At 72.7% G+C, this 17,470-nt stretch carries 13 protein-coding genes and 1 pseudogene; 6 read left to right on the forward strand and 8 right to left on the reverse strand.

The genetic code is table 11. The annotated features are described in order from the left end of the window. Positions 1 to 29: 29 nt before the first annotated feature. Complete coding sequence (locus ACFP3R_RS12795; RefSeq protein WP_380635813.1) at positions 30 to 692, forward strand: hypothetical protein; 663 nt, start codon at positions 30 to 32, stop codon at positions 690 to 692. Positions 693 to 750: 58 nt separating this feature from the next. Here the strand turns inward: ACFP3R_RS12795 and ACFP3R_RS12800 are convergent, their stop codons facing one another. The 8 genes from ACFP3R_RS12800 to ACFP3R_RS12835 form a co-directional block, all read right to left on the reverse strand. Beyond that, positions 751 to 2,304: a glycoside hydrolase family 43 protein gene (locus tag ACFP3R_RS12800; protein WP_380635815.1), complete on the reverse strand. Its 1,554-nt coding sequence runs from the start codon at positions 2,302 to 2,304 to the stop codon at positions 751 to 753. A 25-nt stretch (positions 2,305 to 2,329) separates the two neighbouring features. Continuing rightward, the gene (locus ACFP3R_RS12805) at positions 2,330 to 3,178 is read right to left on the reverse strand and encodes a carbohydrate ABC transporter permease (RefSeq protein WP_380635817.1); all 849 of its coding nucleotides are present in this window, start codon (positions 3,176 to 3,178) and stop codon (positions 2,330 to 2,332) included. Continuing rightward, positions 3,175 to 4,134 carry a carbohydrate ABC transporter permease gene (locus tag ACFP3R_RS12810; protein WP_380635818.1) on the reverse strand — a complete coding sequence of 320 codons (960 nt, stop codon included), beginning with the start codon at positions 4,132 to 4,134 and terminating at the stop codon, positions 3,175 to 3,177. Before ACFP3R_RS12810 ends, ACFP3R_RS12805 begins: the two co-directional genes overlap by 4 nt. Then, positions 4,131 to 5,399, reverse strand: a complete 1,269-nt coding sequence (locus ACFP3R_RS12815) for an ABC transporter substrate-binding protein (RefSeq protein WP_380635820.1) — start codon at positions 5,397 to 5,399, stop codon at positions 4,131 to 4,133. Before ACFP3R_RS12815 ends, ACFP3R_RS12810 begins: the two co-directional genes overlap by 4 nt. 295 nt (positions 5,400 to 5,694) lie before the next feature. Continuing rightward, a complete protein-coding gene (locus ACFP3R_RS12820; protein WP_380635822.1) occupies positions 5,695 to 7,077 on the reverse strand; it encodes a glycoside hydrolase family 43 protein in 1,383 nt (460 codons plus the stop codon). A 49-nt stretch (positions 7,078 to 7,126) separates the two neighbouring features. Further along, entirely contained in the window at positions 7,127 to 8,647 is a 1,521-nt protein-coding gene (locus ACFP3R_RS12825) for a family 43 glycosylhydrolase (RefSeq protein ID WP_380635823.1), read from the reverse strand. 13 nt (positions 8,648 to 8,660) lie between these two features. Further along, positions 8,661 to 10,310 (reverse strand): glycoside hydrolase family 27 protein, encoded by a 1,650-nt coding sequence (locus ACFP3R_RS12830; RefSeq protein WP_380635824.1) that lies wholly within the window; start codon positions 10,308 to 10,310, stop codon positions 8,661 to 8,663. Between the two features lie 732 nt (positions 10,311 to 11,042). Then, positions 11,043 to 12,107 (reverse strand): LacI family DNA-binding transcriptional regulator, encoded by a 1,065-nt coding sequence (locus tag ACFP3R_RS12835; protein WP_380635826.1) that lies wholly within the window; start codon positions 12,105 to 12,107, stop codon positions 11,043 to 11,045. 104 nt (positions 12,108 to 12,211) lie between these two features. On the opposite strand from ACFP3R_RS12835, the gene ACFP3R_RS12840 reads away from it, so the two are divergent. From ACFP3R_RS12840 to ACFP3R_RS12860, 5 genes and pseudogenes are all read left to right on the forward strand, one after another. Beyond that, positions 12,212 to 13,558 carry an ABC transporter substrate-binding protein gene (locus ACFP3R_RS12840; RefSeq protein WP_380635828.1) on the forward strand — a complete coding sequence of 449 codons (1,347 nt, stop codon included), beginning with the start codon at positions 12,212 to 12,214 and terminating at the stop codon, positions 13,556 to 13,558. A gap of 7 nt (positions 13,559 to 13,565) precedes the next feature. Continuing rightward, positions 13,566 to 14,408 carry a carbohydrate ABC transporter permease gene (locus ACFP3R_RS12845; RefSeq protein WP_380635830.1) on the forward strand — a complete coding sequence of 281 codons (843 nt, stop codon included), beginning with the start codon at positions 13,566 to 13,568 and terminating at the stop codon, positions 14,406 to 14,408. Next, a complete protein-coding gene (locus ACFP3R_RS12850; RefSeq protein WP_380635831.1) occupies positions 14,405 to 15,292 on the forward strand; it encodes a carbohydrate ABC transporter permease in 888 nt (295 codons plus the stop codon). Before ACFP3R_RS12845 ends, ACFP3R_RS12850 begins: the two co-directional genes overlap by 4 nt. Positions 15,293 to 15,724: 432 nt before the next feature. Then, on the forward strand, positions 15,725 to 17,155 hold the full coding sequence (locus ACFP3R_RS12855) for an endo-1,4-beta-xylanase (protein WP_380635833.1): 1,431 nt from the start codon (positions 15,725 to 15,727) through the stop codon (positions 17,153 to 17,155). 82 nt (positions 17,156 to 17,237) lie between these two features. Next, positions 17,238 to 17,470: pseudogene (locus tag ACFP3R_RS12860) on the forward strand (non-reducing end alpha-L-arabinofuranosidase family hydrolase); the annotation flags it as partial.

Below are 17,470 nucleotides of genomic sequence, written 5' to 3' on the forward strand. Positions count from 1 at the left end.
ACCCCGTCGGCCTGACGAGGAGGAACGCCATGGGCAGGACCACACCGGTGGCTCGGGCACGGTTCCGGTGGACCTCGGCCGCGGCCCTGATCACCACGTTCGCGCTCGGGTTCGCCGTCGCGTTCGTGGTCGGCTCGTGGACCTCGGGCCCGGACGCGACGCAACGCCGGATCGCCGAACTACAGCAGGAGGAGGCGCGGCGCGACCTCGCGCAGGTCGAGGCGTTGATCGACCTGGCCCGGGGCGGCCGGGAACGCCTGACCCCGGTGCTGCGGGCCATGGCGGGGGCGTCTCCCCCCGGCGACGCCGCGCCTCCGACCGCGCCCACGGCCGAAGAGGTGCGCGGCTGGCGGGAGGTGGTCGCCGGAGAGGTGCGGCGGTACGAGGAGACGCCGTCCGCGGGCAACGGGGTGAACGTCGCCCGCACCGGGATGCGGACCGCCGTCCAGCAGCTCGCCGCCGCGGTCGACGGCTTCGCCGCGGCGATCACCGCCCCCGGACCCCTGGCGCCCGACCTCCTGGCCCTGGCCGGCGCGCAGCGCGCGCTGGCGGTGCGGGCCTGGTCGGTCGCCGCGCTCCAGCTGGACGTGATCAGCGTCGACGCCGGCAAGGGGCACGTGCACGTCCAACTGCCGTCCGGACCGGGCTCCGACGCGCTCCCGGCCGACACCGTGCCCGAGGGCACCGGATGACGCGGCGCGGGGACCCGCGGCCGTCCCACCCCCAGGGGGGACGGCCGCGGGCCCGCCGTCAGGTGCGGTCGGGGTCGTCCAGCGGACCGTGGTCGAACCAGTCGAACCACGCGGTGCCCTCGGTGACGTACATGCCGATCACCCGCCCGGTGAACCCGGTGGCCACCTCCGTGGACAGGTACCTGCCGTCCAGCTCGGCCAGCGGTTCCGGGTCCTCGCCGACGTGGAAGGCGAGGTGGTCCGGTGCGGCGACGTGCAGGCCCGACCTCGCCTCCTCCCCCTCGGTCCACCTCCGGGCCGAACGGGTGGTGATCACGAGGGTCACCGGGCCCGGGACGACCGGGCGCGTGGCCACCACCTGGCGCAGGGGGCCGATGCGGGCGATGACGGCGGCCTGCCCGTCGGCCACCTCCAGGTCGTAGTGGTGGCCCTCGTCCAGGCGCACCGACAGGCCGGCGCGACCGGGGCCGTGGTCGAGCAGCACCGCGGTCCGGCTCTCGGGGTGCTGCTGGCGCCGGCCGACGAAGGTGCAGCCGGGCCGGTCCAGGGTGGGGCCGGTGGCGTGCAGGGCGAGCCACCCCGGCCGCTCGGCCAGCGACCAGGAACCGTCCGGGCGCGACCGGGGCGAGATCCACTGCGGGGCGAGCCCGGGTGCGTCGAAGTCGTCCCGCTGCGGGGCGACCCGGGCCGGCCGCGCACCGCTCGGCGCCCGTTCCCGCAGGTTCACGGGGCCGACGCGCGGCCAGCCGTCCTCCCACCGCACGGGGGTGAGGAAGGTCTCCCGCCCCAGGACGTGGAACTTGGGGCTGTACCCGACCGGGCGGGTGGCCAGCAGGACCATCCACCACTCCCCGTCCGGCGTGGTGACGAGGTCGGCGTGGCCGGTGCTCTGGACCGGGTGGTTCGTGCTCCGGTGGGACAGGACCGGGTTGACCGGCGCCGGCTCCCAGGGGCCCCGGGGCGAACGGGCCCGCGCCACGGCGACGGTGTGGCCGCGCTCGGTGCCGCCCTCGGCGATCAGCAGGTACCACCACTCCCCGACGCGGTACAGGTGGGGCGCCTCCGGCCACTGCAACCCGGTCCCGGCCCAGGCGGGGGACGGTCCCTCCAGCACCTTCCCCGCCTCGGGGTCGACCCGGGCGACCTGCACGCCGTGGAAGTCGGGCCCGTGGGCGCCGGCGAAGGCGCACCAGCAGTTGCCGTCCTCGTCCCAGGCCAGGTCGGGGTCGATGCCGGGCAGGTCGAGCCACACCGGGTCCGACCAGGGGCCCTCGGGGCGCTCGGCGGTGACCACGAAGTTGCCGCCGTGCGAGACGTTCGTGGTGATCATCCAGAACCGGCCGCCGTGGTGCCGGATCGTGGGGGCGTAGATGCCGTCGGAGGCCATCGCGTCGGCCGGCAGCGGCAGCTGGGACGGGCGGTCCAGCACGTTGCCGACCTGCCGCCAGTTCACCAGGTCGCGGCTGTGGAAGAGCGGCACGCCCGGGAAGTACTCGAAGCTGGAGCACACCAGGTAGTAGTCCTCCCCCACCCGGCACACGCTGGGGTCGGGGTGGAAACCGGGGATCACGGGGTTGTCGTAGGACGGCGCCTCGGGCTTCGGTGGGGTCATGGTTTTCCTCGTTGTGCGGGGGGGTTCAGCCCTTGAAGGCGCCGTCGAGAATTCCGGCGACCATGCGGCGGCCGACCAGGACGAACAGCGCGACGAGCGGGATGGTGGCCAGGAAGGAGCCGGACATGGCCAGCCCCAGGTCGACGTCGTAGCTGTTCTGGAGGGCTTTGATGGCGATCTGGGCGGTGTAGCGCTCGGGCGACTTGAGCACGATGAAGGGCCAGAGGAAGTCGTTCCAGGCGGTGACGAAGCCGAACAGGCCGAGCACGAACGCGGCCGGGCGCACGATCGGGAAGGCGATGCGCCAGAACACCTGCCAGGTGCTCGCGCCGTCGATGCGGGCGGCCTGCATCAGCTCGTCGCTGATGGTGGCGGTGATGTGCTGGCGCATCCAGAAGATGCCGAACGCGCTGGCCAGACCGGGCACGATCAGGGCCTGGAGGGTGTCGACCCAGCCCAGCTCCGACATGATCATGTACTGCGGGATGACCGAGAGCTGGGTGGGCACGGTCATGGTGAGCACGACGACCAGGAAGAGGGTGTTGCGGCCGGGGAAGCGCAGCTTGGCGAAGGCGAACCCGGCCAGCGCGCACAGCAGCGCCTGGCCGACGCCGATGGCGGTGGCCACGGCGAGGCTGTTGAGCAGCGCCTGCACGAACGGCACCGTGTCCAGCACCAGGCCCACGAGGTGGAAGAAGTTGCCGCCCGGCACGACCTCCGGCGGCATCTTCGTCGCCGTCGCGGTGTCGTTCGTGGCGACGATGAACATCCAGTACAGGGGGAACAGGCAGGCGGCGGTGGCCGCGGACAGCAGCAGGTAGGTCCACCACCGGACCCGGCCGGGGGCGCGGCCCCGCCTCGTGGCGCCCGTCATCGGTCCGCCTTGATCCGGCCGGCCAGCAGGTAGTTGACCGCGGCGATCACCACGACCATGGCGAAGAGCGCCACCCCGATCGCCGAGCCGTAGCCGAACTCGAACTGCCCGAAGCCCTGCTCGTAGAGGAACAGCGTCAACGTCTGGCACTGCCGCACCGCGCCGCAGGTCAGCGGCGCGCCCGAGGCGATCAGCAGCGGCTCGGTGAAGATCTGCAACCCGCCGATGGTCGAGGTCACCACGGTGAAGATGATCACCGGTCGCAGCGAGGGGACGGTGATGTGGCGGAACCGCTGCCACGGCCCCGCGCCGTCGATGGCCGCGGCCTCGAAGACCGCGCGGGGCACCGCCTGCAACGAGGCCAGGTAGAGCAGCGTGGTGTAGCCGAACCACCGCCAGGTCACCATCGTCGCGATGAGCACGTGGCTGCCCCAGGTGGACTGGACGAAGTCCACCGGTTCGACCCCGACCAGCCCGAGCAGCCAGTTGAGCAGCCCGTAGTCGCGGTCGAACAGCTGCGCGAACACGATCGCCGTGGCCGCCACCGAGGTGACGTACGGGACCAGCACCGCCATCCGGAAGAACAGCGCGAACCGCAGCCGGGCGTGGTTGACCACGTGCGCCAGCACCAGGGCCAGCAGCAGCTGCGGCACCGTGGACAGCGCCCAGATGCTCACCGTGTTGCCGGCGGCGTTCCAGAACCGGGGGTCGGCGAACATCCGGGTGAAGTTGTCCACGCCGATGAACACCTGGTCGCCGATGGGGTTCCAGTCGAACAGCGCCACGTAGAACGTGAAGGCGAACGGGAACAGCCCGAACACCCCGAAGATGACGAAGAACGGGGCGATGTAGGCGTACGGCGCCAGGCGCTCGCGCAGCCCCCGCGCCCCGGGGGACGCGGGGGGCGGCAGCGCGGCGGAGGGCGCCGGGGTGAGCGTGGCGGTCACGGTGGTCACTCGCCGATGGCGGTCTTGATGTTGCGCACCGCGTCGTCCCACGCCGTGGCCGGGTTCCCGCCGCTCTGCTCGACGTTGGTGATGGCGTTGAGGAACTCCTGGCCGATGGCGGCGCTGTCGGGGCCGATGTAGAACGGCTTCAGGCCCAGCAGCGAGTCGGTGTAGATCGTGCCGGTCGGCGCGTCGGAGAAGAACGGGTCCTTGGAGTCGGCGAGCTCGGCGTCCTGGTAGACCGAGGGCGTGGAGGGCAGCGCACCGACGCGGGCGAAGTGCTCCAGCTGCCCCCGGGGCGACTGCATCTCCCTGATGTAGTCCCAGGCGGCCTGGGGGTTCTTCGCGCGCTTGGGGATGGCCAGGTAGCTGCCGCCCCAGTTGCCGGAGTTCCCGGGGATCCGGGCGATGTCCCACTTGCCCTTGGTGTCGGGGGCGGTGCTGCGGATGCTGTTGAGCATCCACGACGGCGCGGACACGGCGGCGTACTGCCCCTGCGCCATGCCGGCGCTCCACGCGGTCTCGAACGAGGACTGCCCGGCGGTGATCCCGGCCGTGGCCGCCTCGATGCCGAGGGCGAACGCCGCCTTCACCTGCGGGTTGGTGCTGTAGACCAGCTTGCGGTCCTCGCTGTAGTACTTCTCCGAGACCTGGTTGACCGCCTGGTAGAACACGCTGGTCGCCGCGTTGTCGGTGAACGCCTTGCCGGTGGCCTGCTTGTAGCGCTTCCCGGTTTCGATGAACGCCTCCCACGTCGGCCAGAGCGCGCTCACGGCCTCGCGGTCGGTGGGCAGCCCGGCTTCGGCGAACAGGTCGGTCCGGTACGCCACGGCCATGCCACCCACGTCGGTGGGGACGCCCAGCACCTCACCGCCCTCGGCAACGCTCTGCTCCCACACCCAGTCCAGGTAGTCGCCCTTGACGTCGTCGGCGCCCAGCGTCCGCAGGTCCACGAAGTTCTGCGGCTGCTCCACGAACTGCGGCAGGTTGTCGCCCTGGATCAGCACCAGGTCCGGCACCTTCCCGCCGGCCAGCGCGGTGGTCAGCGACTGGGCGGTCTCGGTCGAGGTGCCCACCTCGGTCAGCTTGATCCGGATGTCCGGGTGCTTCGCCTGGTACGCGTCCACGGTCAGCTTCTGGTTGATGGCGGCGAACGACCAGAACTCGAACGACTTGCCGTCCCCCTCCCCTCCGCCGCCCCCCGTGCCGGGTGAGCAGGCGGCGACCAGGGCCAGGGCCGCGGTGGCGCAGAGCAGGGGCAGGCGAAGTGTCACGACGCTTCTCCAAGGTTGTGCGGGAACAGGGGCTCCGCCACCGGGCAGCCGACCACCGCGGGTCGGCGGCGGTGCGGAAACCGGGTCGCACCCGACGAATCATTCGGGCCGAAAGTTTCGACCCTAGCTCCGATTGTTAGCGCTCACGACAGTAAGCTGTGTCACAACCGTCGTCAAGAACCATGGCAAGACCCGGTTTCCACGCGGAGAAGCGCTCCCGGCGCTGTTCCGACACCTCCGATTTGTGAGCGCGAACTTCCTAAGTTCGACGAGGTAACGAACTCCGCGGCACCCGCTACGCGGTGAACTGCCACCAGTTGACGTTGACCAGGTAGCCGCTGCCGCCGGTGAACCGGAGGTTGAGGTCGCGGGTGCCCGTCGCACCGCTGATCGAGCACGAGACCGTGGTCCAGTTCTGCCAGCCGCCGGTGCCGGGAACACCGCACCGACCCACCACCGCGCCGCTCGGGCCGTCCAGCCGGACCTCGATCGTGCCGCCGGCCGCGCCCGAGGCGACCCGCGCGCTGAAGGACCTCGCGCCCCCGCCGAACGCGACGCCCTTGACCTTGACGTTGTCGCCGTTCTCGATCCACCCGATGTTCATCCCGCCCTCGGAGGAGGGTTCGGTCTCGATGCCGGAGCCCCAGGCGATGGTCTCGGCCTCCTGGCGGACGTAGGGGTTGAGGGTGCCCGCCTGCGGCGCTCCACCCGTGGTCATGGTGATGGTCGGGATGGTGCCGTCGGCGTTGTAGGCGAACCTCTCCACCGCCACGGACCGGGTGAAGCCGCCACCGCCAGGCAGGGCGCCGTTGTGGTAGAAGAAGTACGAACCACCCTTGAAGTCCACGATGCCCGCGTGGTTGGTGAAGCTGCTGCCCTGGGTGGGCATGACCGTGCCGCGGTAGGTCCAGGGCCCGGTCGGGCCGGGCGCGGTGGAGTAGGCGATGAACTCCGAGCAGCACTTCGCCGCGAACACGTTGTAGTACAGGCCGTTGCGCTTGTAGACCCAGGGCCCCTCCTCGTAGAGGGTGGGCCGGGCGGCGTCACCGGTGCGGGTGCCGAACCCGGCCGTGGTGAGCGGGATCTGGGTCGGGCTGCCGGAGAACGAGGTCATGTCGGCGTTGAGCCGCACGTACCAGAGGTTCGGGTTGCCCCAGTACAGGTACACCTGGCCGGTGTCGTCGACGAAGACGGTCGGGTCGATCTCGCCGTTCTCCACCAGCGGGCGGCCGATGGCGTCGCGGAACGGGCCGGTGGGGCTGTCCGCGACCCCGACGCCGATGGCCATCCGGCCGGTGGCCCGGTTGACCACGGGCACGTACCAGTAGAACTTGCCGTTGCGCTCGATCGCCTGTCCCGCCCACGCGTCCTGCTTGGCCCACGCGAACGTGCCGACGTTCATCGGCGACCCGTGGTCGGTCCAGTTCACCATGTCGTCGGAGGACCAGACCCGCCACTCCTTCATCGTGAACCAGGTCGAACCGTCCTCGTCGTGCCCGGTGTAGAGGTACACGCGTCCGTTGTGGACCAGCGGCGCCGGGTCGGCGGTGTAGATGTGCTGCACGATCGGGTTGTCCGCCTCGGCGATCGCGGGCGTGAGCGCCAGGGCGCAGACGATCGCCGCGAGCAGGGCGCCCACGCGCCGCGGGACCGATGAGGACAACGGCGTCGATTTCATGACGAGCCTCCAAGGGGGGCGTAGGTCCGCCGGGGGGATGGGGTGGCGGTCACCCGGCCGGGAAGAGCCGGTCGCGGTGGTCGAACCAGTCGAACGCCGCGACGCCGCGGGTGACGTACATGCCGACGACCCTCCCGGCGAGGCCGCCGGCGATCCCGGGCGACAGGTACCGCCCGCTCAGCTCGGCCAGGGGGCCGGGGTCGTCGTCGACGTGGAACGCGATGGTGTCGGGCCCGGCGGGCTCGACACCCGCGGGTTCGTCGGTCGGCCGCACGAACGACGGCGGCACGAGGTCGGTCGTGCGGGTGACGATGGTGAGGGTGACCGGTCCCGGGCGGACGGTCCGGCTCGCCACGACCTGGCGCACCGGGCCGATCCGCGCGACCACGTCCACCCTGCCCGCCGCCACCTCGAAGTCGTAGTGGTGCGCCTCGTCGCACCGGATGCTCAGGCCCGCCCGAGCGCTGCCCGGCTCCAGGCGGGCCGAGACCCGCGAGTCCGGGTGCTCCAGGCGGCGGCCGAAGAACGTGCAGCCGGGGCGGTCGAGGGTGTCGCCGGTGGCGCGCAGCGTCAGCCAACCGGGGCGTTCGGCCAGCGACCACGAGCCCTCCGGGCGCTCGCGCGGGGAGATCCAGCACGGGGCGAGGGTGAACCCGTCGAAGTCCTCGCGCGCCGGGATCGACGGCAGCGGGTGCCGCGCCACGTGCTCGGGCGCGGCAACCCCCTCCTCCCCGACGACGGGCCACCCGTCCTCCCAGTGCACGGGCAGCAGGGCCGCGTCCTGCCCGAGCACCTCGGGAGCCGGGCGGCGCGCTCCCGGCAGCACCAGCCACCAGGCCCCGTCCGGCGTGCCGACGAGGTCCGCGCGGCCGGCGCCCATCCTCGGCCGGGAGGTGCCGCCGAGGGCGCCCGGCGCGGGTTCGAACGGCCCGCGGGGAGTGCGCGCGCGGGTGACGACGAGCCCGTGGCGCCCGGCGGACAGCAGGTACCACCAGTCGCCGACGCGGTGCAGGCGCCACCCTCCCGGGTCGTCGGGGCCGCTGCCCGACCACGCCCGCCACGGCCCCTCCACCACCGCCCCGGTGCCGGGGTCGAGGCGGGCCACCCGACCGTCGGGTGTGGTGCACCAGCACGTGCCGTCCCCGTCCCACGTCAGGTCGGGGGCGCCGCCGGGCAGGTCGAGCCACACCGGGTCCGACCACGGCCCGAGCGGGTGGTCCGCCGTGACGAGGAAGCCGCGGCCCGTCGACGCGTTGCCGGCGACCACCTGGAACAGGCCGGCGTGGTGGCGGATCGTCGGGGCGTGGATCCCGCGCGACGCGGGCGCGTCGGCGCGCAGCAGCACCTGCTCCGGCCGGGCGAGGACGTTGCCGATCTGCCGCCAGCGCGCCAGGTCGCGGCTGTGGAAGATCGGCACGCCCGGGAAGTACTCGAAGCTGGAGCACACCAGGTAGTAGTCCTCCCCCACCCGGCACACGCTGGGGTCCCGGAGGGAGCCGGCGATCGCGGGCCTGCGTTGGGTGAGCACGGTGCTGCTCCCGGGGTCGGCGGGTGGTGGGTCGGCGGGCACGGGCCTCACCTGGTCAGACGCGGGTCCACCGCTGGTTGGCCTGCCCGTTGCAGGTCCAGAGGACCAGGGTCGACCCGTTGGCGGTGCCCGCCTGGTTGACGTCGAGGCAGAGCCCGGCCTGGACGTTGCGCAGGGAACCGTCCGCCTGGAACGCCCAGCGCTGGTTCGCCTGGCCGTTGCACGGCCAGATGATCACGCGGGTGCCGTTGGCGGTGCCCTGGTTGTACGCGTCCAGGCACTTGTCGCCGAAGACCCGGACCTCACCGTTCGCCCACGTCGTCCACAGCTGGTTGGCCGCGGTGTGGCAGTCCCAGACGAGGGTGGCCGCCCCGGAGGCGGTGGAGGCGTTGTCCACGTCCACGCAGCGGCCCGAGCCGGCGCCGCGCAGGCGCGAGGTCGTGGCCGCCGCCGCCGTGCCGCCGGTCACCCGGAAGACGGCCGAGCCGTGCGCGGGGACGTTCGCCGAGATCGAACCCGAGGTCGTGGAGGTGCCGCCGGTCCACAGGTCGGTGAGGGCGAAGGAGCCCCCGGTCAGGCCGACCTGCGCCGCGGTGGTGGTGATGGTGGCGGCGCCACCGCCCCGGTTGATCAGGCCGACCGCGACCGAACCGTCCGACAGGGCCTTGGCGAACACCTCGGTGTTGCCGTCGTCGCGCACGCGCCTGCCGCCGGCGCCGAGGCGGTCCTGGTTCACCGCGATCAGCCGCGGGTTGCGCAGGGTGGCGCTGATGTCGGCCGACATGGAGCGGATGTCGTTGCCCGCCATGAGGGGCGAGGCCATCAGCGCCCACAGGGCGAAGTGCGTGCGGGACTCGGTGAGGGTCAGGCCGGGTCGACCGACGACGAGCATGTCGGGGTCGTTCCAGTTGCCCGGACCGGTCTGCGCGGCCAGCGGCGCGGTGACGTCGAGGACGTTGCCCACGCCCATCGGGTAGCTGTTGGTGTTGCCGTTCTGCCAGATGTCGAGCAGGTCCTCCGTGGTGCGCCACAGGTCGGCGACCTCGCCCCAGTCGTACTTGTCGCCGGTCGGCGCGTGGAAGCTGTTGGAGTTGATGCTGTAGACGATCGGGCGGCCGGTGGCGCGCAGCGCGTCGCGCATGATGGTGAACCGGGCGACCTGCTCGTCACGGGTGCCGGCGCCGGAGCACCAGTCGTACTTGAGGTAGTCCACGCCCCACGAGGCGAACGACCGGGCGTCCTGGACCTCGTGCCCCTTGCTGCCGGTGGAGCCGGGGTGCGTGCCGACGCCCTGCGCGCAGGTCTTCTCGTTGGGCGCCTGGTAGATGCCGAACTTCAGGCCGCGATCGTGGATGTAGTCGCCCAACGCCTTCATGCCGCTGGGGAACTTCGTCGGGTGCGCCCGCAGGTTGCCCGCGCTGTCGCGGTTCGGGTCGAACCAGCAGTCGTCCACCACCACGTACTGGTAGCCGGCGTCGCGCATCCCGGAGGAGACCATCGCGTCGGCGGCCTGCCGGACCTGCGCCTCGGTGATGCCGCAACCGAAGCTGTTCCAGCTGTTCCAGCCCATCGGCGGGGTGAGCGCCGGGCTGCCGGGCGCGGCCTGGGCGACGGGTGCGGCGACGGGGGCCGCGGTGAACGCGCCCAGCGCCACGAGGGCGGACGTGGCGAGGTGGAGGAGTCGTCTGCGTGCGCGGGTGGGCATCTTCGCCTCTTTCGTCGGACGACGCGCCGCCGCGGGGGCGCGGCGGGGAGGCCGTGCCGGGGCGTGGCGGTGCGTCGCCGGCGGACGGGTGGTCGGCGGCGGTGCGGGCCGGTGCGGGCGGCGGGGGGCGCACCGGGGTCGGGAGCGGGTCGGTGGGCGTGCGAGGGCCGGCCGGGTGCGCCGTTGAACGGGCGAGGGGTCCGGCTCGGGGGTGGTGCCGCGGTCGGCGGGACCGGGTGAGGGTCAGCGCTTTCGGCCGGGACGAACGCGAGGCAGCGCGTTCGGCGGGGTCGAACGCGGATCGACGCGTTCGACGGCGGGCCGAACGCGGGTCAGCGCGTTCTTCGGCGACCGCGTCCGGCGGAGGACCCGGGTCCGGCGGAGGACCGGCAGGGGGCGGCGGTCGGTGCCGCCGGGCTTCGTCGCATTGCGGTTCCCCACGTCGTCGTTGACGGCGCTCGTGGTGCGCGCCCGGCGGGGCGGTATCGCGCCGGGAGCGGAGCGGCCTGGGTGGTCACACCCATACAACTACGTCCCGACAACGCGGTCAAAGCTAAAGTTGTGAGCGCTAACTTTAGCGACTTCTTCCAAGCCGAACGCCGGCAACACTGCTGCTGATCGGAATAACAGCAGCTAGAAGGCACAGTAGGGAAAGTTGCTCCGTTCAGCCCATTGAACAGCACGCACTCATCGTTTCGGCTTGTGAGCGTGAACAGAACTCCTGCGGCGGCCCTACCGCAACGGCGCGCGCAGGGGTTTGACCGACTCGCCGGGCACGACGGACATGGGGACGCGGTGCACGACGGGGGCGGCCCGGGACCGCGCGCGCCGTTCCGGCGTCGCGAAGAGCACCTCCACCGCCCGCACCCCCAGTTCGTGGTGCGGCAGGGCGATGGTGGTGAGCCTCGGTCGCACCCAGGAGGCGATGGGGTGGTCGTCGAAGGAGATCACGGAGACGTCGTCCGGCACGGACAGCGCGGCGTCGGCGAGCGCCTGGTAGGCGCCGAGGGCGAGTCGGTCGTTGAAGCAGACCAGGGCCTTCGGGCGGTGCCGGCGCAGGACCTCCCGGGTGGTCCCGTAGCCGTTCTCCGGCATCCACTTCGGGCAGGGGTGCGCGCTCGCCACCTCGACGCCCGCGGCGTCGAACACCTGCCGCAGGCCGATCAGGCGCTCCTGCGCGGCGATGCTGTTCGGGGGCACGTCGTCGAGCCCGGGACCCGCGCCGACCAGGTGGACGCCCTCGCGGTGGCCCGCGTCGACGAGGACCCGCGCGGCGGCGCGACCGGCCTCCACCTCGTCGGGCAGCACGGCCGGCAGGGACGAGTACGCCGCGGGCAGGGCGTTGAGCAGGACCGCCGGGCCCTGGTCCAGGCCCTCGGGCACGACGACCTTCCGGGTGTACATCGCCGCGAAGACGATGCCGTCCACCCGGCGGTCGTGCATCGCCTCGACCAGGGCGCGCTCGACGTCGGGATCACCGCCGCTCTCCCCGATGAACAGCATGAAGCCCCGCCGGTGGGCGGCCTCCATGGCGCCCCTGATCATGTTCCCGGCCAGCAGCGAGGACGCCACGGTGTCGGACACGAACCCGATCGTCCGGGTGCGCCCCGTGCGCAGGCCGACCGACAGGGTGTTGCGCCGGTACCCCAGCTCCTGCGCGGTCGAGCGCACCCGGCGCTCCACCTCCTCGGAGATGCGCAGGTCCCTCCCGCGGCCGGAGAGCACGAGGGACACCGTGGTGGTCGAGACACCGGTCGCCCTGGCCACGTCGGCGAGCGTGATGCGTCGCTGCCCCAAGGTCGCCCTCCGTCCTCAAAGGACATACGATGTCCTTGACACCGGACCACCCGGCTCGAAACCCCGGCAGGCTAACACGATTTAGCTCGATCGAGGAGAGGCCGTTGCCCCGCCCACGAAGGTCCGGTCCACACGCGATCGCCGTCGCCGCGCTGGCCTCCGCGCTCCTGGTCGGCTGCTCGGCCCCCGGCGGCGACCACCCGGTCGCCACGTCGACGACCGCGGTGCCCGCACCGGGCTGCGGCACCGACCCGGTGGTGCTGCGGGCCCGCTTCGAGACCGGCTTCCCCCTGGCGAGGGCCCTCACCGACGAGTTCACCCGGCAGCACCCGACCGTGACGTGGGAGGTGCGCGAGGAGCAGTTCGCGGTGCTGGCGCGCAACGCGCCGCGCCTGCTGGCCGACCACCCGCCGGACCTGGTCCGGCTGCCCCAGGTGTCCGACCTGGCGGGCGACGGCCTGCTGCTCGACCTCGACGGCTACGCCGCGGAGTTCGGCTGGGACGACTGGCCCGCGGCGCAGCTCCGGCAGATGCGCGTCGGCCCGGGTGGCCGGCCGCGCGGCGAGGGCCCGCTGTACGCGATGGGGTTCTCCACGAGCGTGACCGGGGTGTTCTACAACCGGGACCTGGCCGCGCGGATCGGGTTCCGCGAGCCCGCGACGCTGGCGGAGTTCGACGAGGCCCTGGCCAGGGCGAAGGACGCGGGCATCACGCCCCTGGCCGGGTTCAACGCGGGAGCGACGGCCGGCCTCGTGTTCCCCCTCCAGAGCCTCATGGCCGCCTACGGCTCCCCGTCGGCGATCGACAGCTGGACCTTCCAGGAGCCCGGGGCGAGGATCGACACGCCGGCGAACACCGAGGCCGCGCGGCACCTCCAGCGGTGGCTGCGCGCCGGGTACTTCGACGCCGACGTCAACGCCACCGACTACGCGCGGATGCTCGACCGGTTCACCTCCGGCCGGGCGCTGTTCATGGTCAACGGCGACTGGGAGTCCGGGGTGCTCGACCGGCGGATGCCCGGCCGGGTCGGCTTCTTCCTCGCGCCGCCGGTGCGGGCCGGTGACCGGCGGGCCGCGATGTCCGGTCCCCCGACCTTCGCCGTCCCGGCCCGCGCCGCGCACCCCGGCTGCGCCGCGTTCTTCCTGAACTGGGCCGTCACCGACCGCGTGGCGCGCGGGATCACCGTGCGGGTCGGCGGGGCGCTCCCCCTCGGACCGGCCGACGCCGACCGGCCACCGGTCGAGCCCGGATCGGTCACGGCGGCCACGCTCGCCGCCGCCGCCGCGGTGGTCGCGGACGGCACCGGCATGGACTTCGTCGCCAACGCCACCGGCGCCGTCCTGGCCGAGAGCTGGACCCCGGGCCTCCAGGAGCTGGCGGCGGGCGAGCGGACGCCGGAGGAGCTGCTGCGGCGGGTGCAGGCCGACTACACCGACCAGGTCGGCGGGTGAGGACGCGGTGTCGCGGCTGGTCGGCTGGCTGTTCGTGCTGCCGGCGCTCGCGGTGTACGCGGTGTTCGTGCTGCGGCCGCTGGCCGCCACGGTCCGGTACTCGCTGTACCGGTGGGACGGGGTCGGCCCGGCCACCTGGGTCGGCTGGGACAACTACCGCGCGGTGCTCACCGACCCCGACCTGTACGGGGCCACCGGTCACGCCCTGGTGCTGGTCGTGCTCTTCACCGGCGTGCCGGTGCCGCTGGGCCTGCTGGCCGCCGCAGTGATCCGGCGCGCCGCGGCCGGCCGGTCGGTGCGGGTGGTGCTGCTCCTGCCCCAGGCGGTGCCGCTGGTGGCGGCGGGGATCGCGTGGAGCCTGCTGCTGTCGTCCACGGGGGCGGTGAACCGGCTGCTGGCCGCGGTGGGGCTGGGCGGGGTGACGCGGGCGTGGCTGGGCGACTCGTCCACCGCGCTGGCGGCCGTGGGGGCGATCGGGGGGTGGGTGCTGCTCGGCCTGTGCACCACCCTGCTGCTGGCGGGGGCGGAGCGGATCGACCCGGCGCTCTACGAGGCGGCGCGGCTCGACGGCGCGGGCTTCCGGCAGGAACTCCGGGTGGTCGTGCTGCCCGGTGTGCGCCGTGAGCTGGGCGTGTGCGCGACCGTGACGGCGATCGCGGCGCTGGCGAGCTTCGACGTCGTCTACGCCACCACCCAGGGCGGGCCGGGCAACGCCACGTCGGTGCCGGGCCTGGAGGTGTTCTCCCTGGCGTTCGCGCGGCGCGAGGTGGGGCTCGCGTCGGCGCTGGCCGTCGTCCTCGTGGTGCTGGTCCTCGCGGTGGTGGCGCCCGCGCTGCGGCGGTCGCGATGACCCCCGGGCGGTGGGAGCGGGCCGCGGGCGGGCTGGTGCTGTCCGTCCTGGTGGTCGTGACGCTCGTGCCGTTCGCCGAGCTGTTCGTGACCGCGCTGCACCCGCCGGGGACCTACCCGCCCGGCCTGACCTGGCCGAGCGACCCGCACTGGTCGAACTTCGCCACGGCGTTCCGGTCGGGGCGGGTGCTCGACCTGCTGACCTCCAGCGGGCTCGTCGCGCTCGGCGTGGTCCCGCTGACCCTCGCCCTGGCCGCGCCGGCGGGCTACGCGCTCGGGCACCTGCGCTTCACCGGCCACCGCGTGGTGTCCGGGCTGTTCGCGGTCGGGCTGGTGCTGCCGGTGGAGGCCGTCGTCACGCCGCTCTACCACCAGGTGCGGGACCTGGGCCTGCTCGACACCCGGTGGGGCCTGGTGTCGGCGCTGGTCGCGGTGCACCTGCCGATCGCGGTGCTCTGGCTGCGGGCGCACTTCGCCGGTGCGCCGCCGGAGCTGTCCGACAGCGCGCGGTTGGACGGCGCGGGGCCGTGGCAGGCGTTCCGGCGGGTGCACCTGCCCCTGGCCCGGCCCGCGGTGTCGTCCCTGGCGATCCTGCTGTTCACCTGGGCGTGGAACCACTTCCTGCTGGCGATCGTGCTGGTCGACGACCCCGCGCGGCGCACGGCGGCGGGCGCGCTCGACGCGTTCCAGGGGCGGTGGGGCACGGACGTGCCCCTGCTGTGCGCCGGGTCGCTCCTCCTGGTCGCGCCACTGCCGGTGGTGTTCGCGCTGGCGCACCGCCGCCTGTCCGCGGACCTGGTCCGGGCGATGTCCCCGGTGCCGCGCCGCCGCGTCGGGCGGGGTGCGACCGGCTCGGGCGGGGCGATCCGCCGGGCGGTGCGGTAGTCACCGCGGCGATTGCGCGTCAACACCTGTTCCGAAGCTAAAGATGTTTGCGCTAACTTTAGCTGATTGGGCGGCATTCACCGCCGACCACAGGTTACCCGCGCGGACCGGGCCACCTGCACGAAACATTTTCGTTACGTCTTGACCGGCTGTGCGCCATCGTTCACAGTCTGATGGGCACGATGCGCGCCCGTGGTGATGCCCGCCGAACCCCCCTGCCGTTCGATTTGCGGAAAGGAAGTCCGAGCTCCACGTTGTTAACGCTAACAGATGCGGGCGCGTGGTCGGTCACCTGGTGCGGGCGTCGGTGAAGTGCCCCTGCCACCGCGGTAGCCGAGGCACGCGGTGTGCCGATCCGAAGGACACGTGATGAACCATTCGACACGAGCGGTCATTCGGCCGACGCCCACGCGTCGGCCGAGAACAACGGCGTTGCTGCTCGTCGCGGGACTCGTCGCCACCAGCATGACGGTGGCGTTCAGCGGCCAGGCCCTGGCCGGCACGACGCTGGGGGCCTCGGCGGCGGAGAAGGGCCGGTACTTCGGCGCCGCCGTCGCGGCCGGGAGGCTCGGCGACTCGACCTACGTGAACCTCCTGAACAGGGAGTTCAACAGCGTCACCGCCGAGAACGAGATGAAGATGGACGCGACCGAGCCCAACCAGGGCCAGTTCACGTTCACCAACGGCGACCGGATCGTCAACCACGCCACCGCCCGCGGCATGAAGGTCCGCGGCCACACCCTGGCCTGGCACGCGCAGCAGCCCGGCTGGATGCAGCGCATGGAGGGTTCCGCCCTGCGCTCGGCGCTGGTGAACCACGTCTCCCGGGTCGCCTCCTACTACCGGGGCAAGGTCTTCACCTGGGACGTGGTGAACGAGGCGTTCGCGGACGGCAGCGGCGGCGGTCGGCGGGACTCCAACCTCCAGCGCACCGGCAACGACTGGATCGAGGTCGCCTTCCGCACCGCCCGCACCGCCGACCCGGGCGCGAAGCTCTGCTACAACGACTACAACATCGACAGCTGGTCGGCCGCCAAGACCCAGGGCGTCTACCGGATGGTGCAGGACTTCAAGTCCCGCGGCGTGCCCATCGACTGCGTGGGCCTCCAGTCGCACTTCGGCACCAGCATCCCCGGCGACTACCTGACCACCATCCAGCGCTTCGCCGCCCTCGGCGTCGACGTGCAGATCACCGAGCTGGACATCGCCGGCTCCGGCTCGCAGCAGGCCGACAACTACCGCCGGGTCACCCAGGCGTGCCTGGCCGTCGCCCGCTGCACCGGCATCACCGTGTGGGGCATCCGCGACACCGACTCCTGGCGCTACCCGAACGACTCGCCGCTGCTGTTCGACGGTTCGGGCAACAAGAAGGCCGCCTACACCGCCGTGCTCAACGCCCTCAACGAGGGTGGCGGCGGCCAGCCTGGGGTCATCGACCCGACCGCGTGGTACGTGCTGGTGAACCGCAACAGCGGCAAGGCGCTCGACGTCTACAACCTCGCCACCAACGACGGCGCCCGCATCACCCAGTGGACCAGGGGTGACGGCGCCAACCAGCAGTGGCAGTTCGTCGACTCGGGCGACGGCTACTACCGGGTGAAGTCCCGCCACTCGGGCAAGGTGCTGGACGTCTACAACTTCTCCACCGCCGACGGCGCGGCCATCGTCCAGTGGGCCGACGGCAACGGCGCCAACCAGCAGTTCCGCGTGATCGACGCGGACGGCTACCTCCGTCTGGTCAACCGCAACAGCGGCAAGGCGCTGGAGGTCCAGGGCGCCTCCACCGCCGACGGCGGCAACATCGTCCAGTACAGCGACTGGGGCGGCGCCAACCAGCAGTGGCAGCTCCTGCGCGTCGGCTGATCCGGTCCGCCCCCGACCCCGCGGCGGGCGACCGCACGCCGCATGCACACCCACCCCCACCTCGACGAAGAGGAGCACGCCCATGGCCGGGTCAGGCCGAACCCCCTCTACCAACCCCCCGCGGGCCGGCAGACGCCGCCGCCTGGCCGGTGCCGCCGCCGCCGTCATCACCGTGCTGATCGGCGGCCTGGTGACGGCGCTCGGCGCGACGACCGCGTCCGCGGCGACCGTGGACACGACCGCGTGGTACGTGCTGGTCAACCGCAACAGCGGCAAGGCGCTCGACGTCTACAACCTCGCCACCAACGACGGCGC

It is taken from the genome of Saccharothrix lopnurensis, from assembly GCF_042658445.1.
Taxonomy (GTDB): domain Bacteria; phylum Actinomycetota; class Actinomycetes; order Mycobacteriales; family Pseudonocardiaceae; genus Actinosynnema; species Actinosynnema lopnurensis.

What these genes read in the sequence shown, in the direction of transcription:
- ACFP3R_RS12795 (WP_380635813.1), top strand. Translation starts at nt 30, where the DNA reads ATGGGCAGGACCACACCGGTGGCTCGGGCACGGTTCCGGTGGACCTCG.
- ACFP3R_RS12800 (WP_380635815.1), bottom strand. Translation starts at nt 2,304, where the DNA reads ATGACCCCACCGAAGCCCGAGGCGCCGTCCTACGACAACCCCGTGATC.
- ACFP3R_RS12805 (WP_380635817.1), bottom strand. Translation starts at nt 3,178, where the DNA reads ATGACGGGCGCCACGAGGCGGGGCCGCGCCCCCGGCCGGGTCCGGTGG.
- ACFP3R_RS12820 (WP_380635822.1), bottom strand. Translation starts at nt 7,077, where the DNA reads ATGAAATCGACGCCGTTGTCCTCATCGGTCCCGCGGCGCGTGGGCGCC.
- ACFP3R_RS12830 (WP_380635824.1), bottom strand. Translation starts at nt 10,310, where the DNA reads ATGCCCACCCGCGCACGCAGACGACTCCTCCACCTCGCCACGTCCGCC.
- ACFP3R_RS12850 (WP_380635831.1), top strand. Translation starts at nt 14,405, where the DNA reads ATGACCCCCGGGCGGTGGGAGCGGGCCGCGGGCGGGCTGGTGCTGTCC.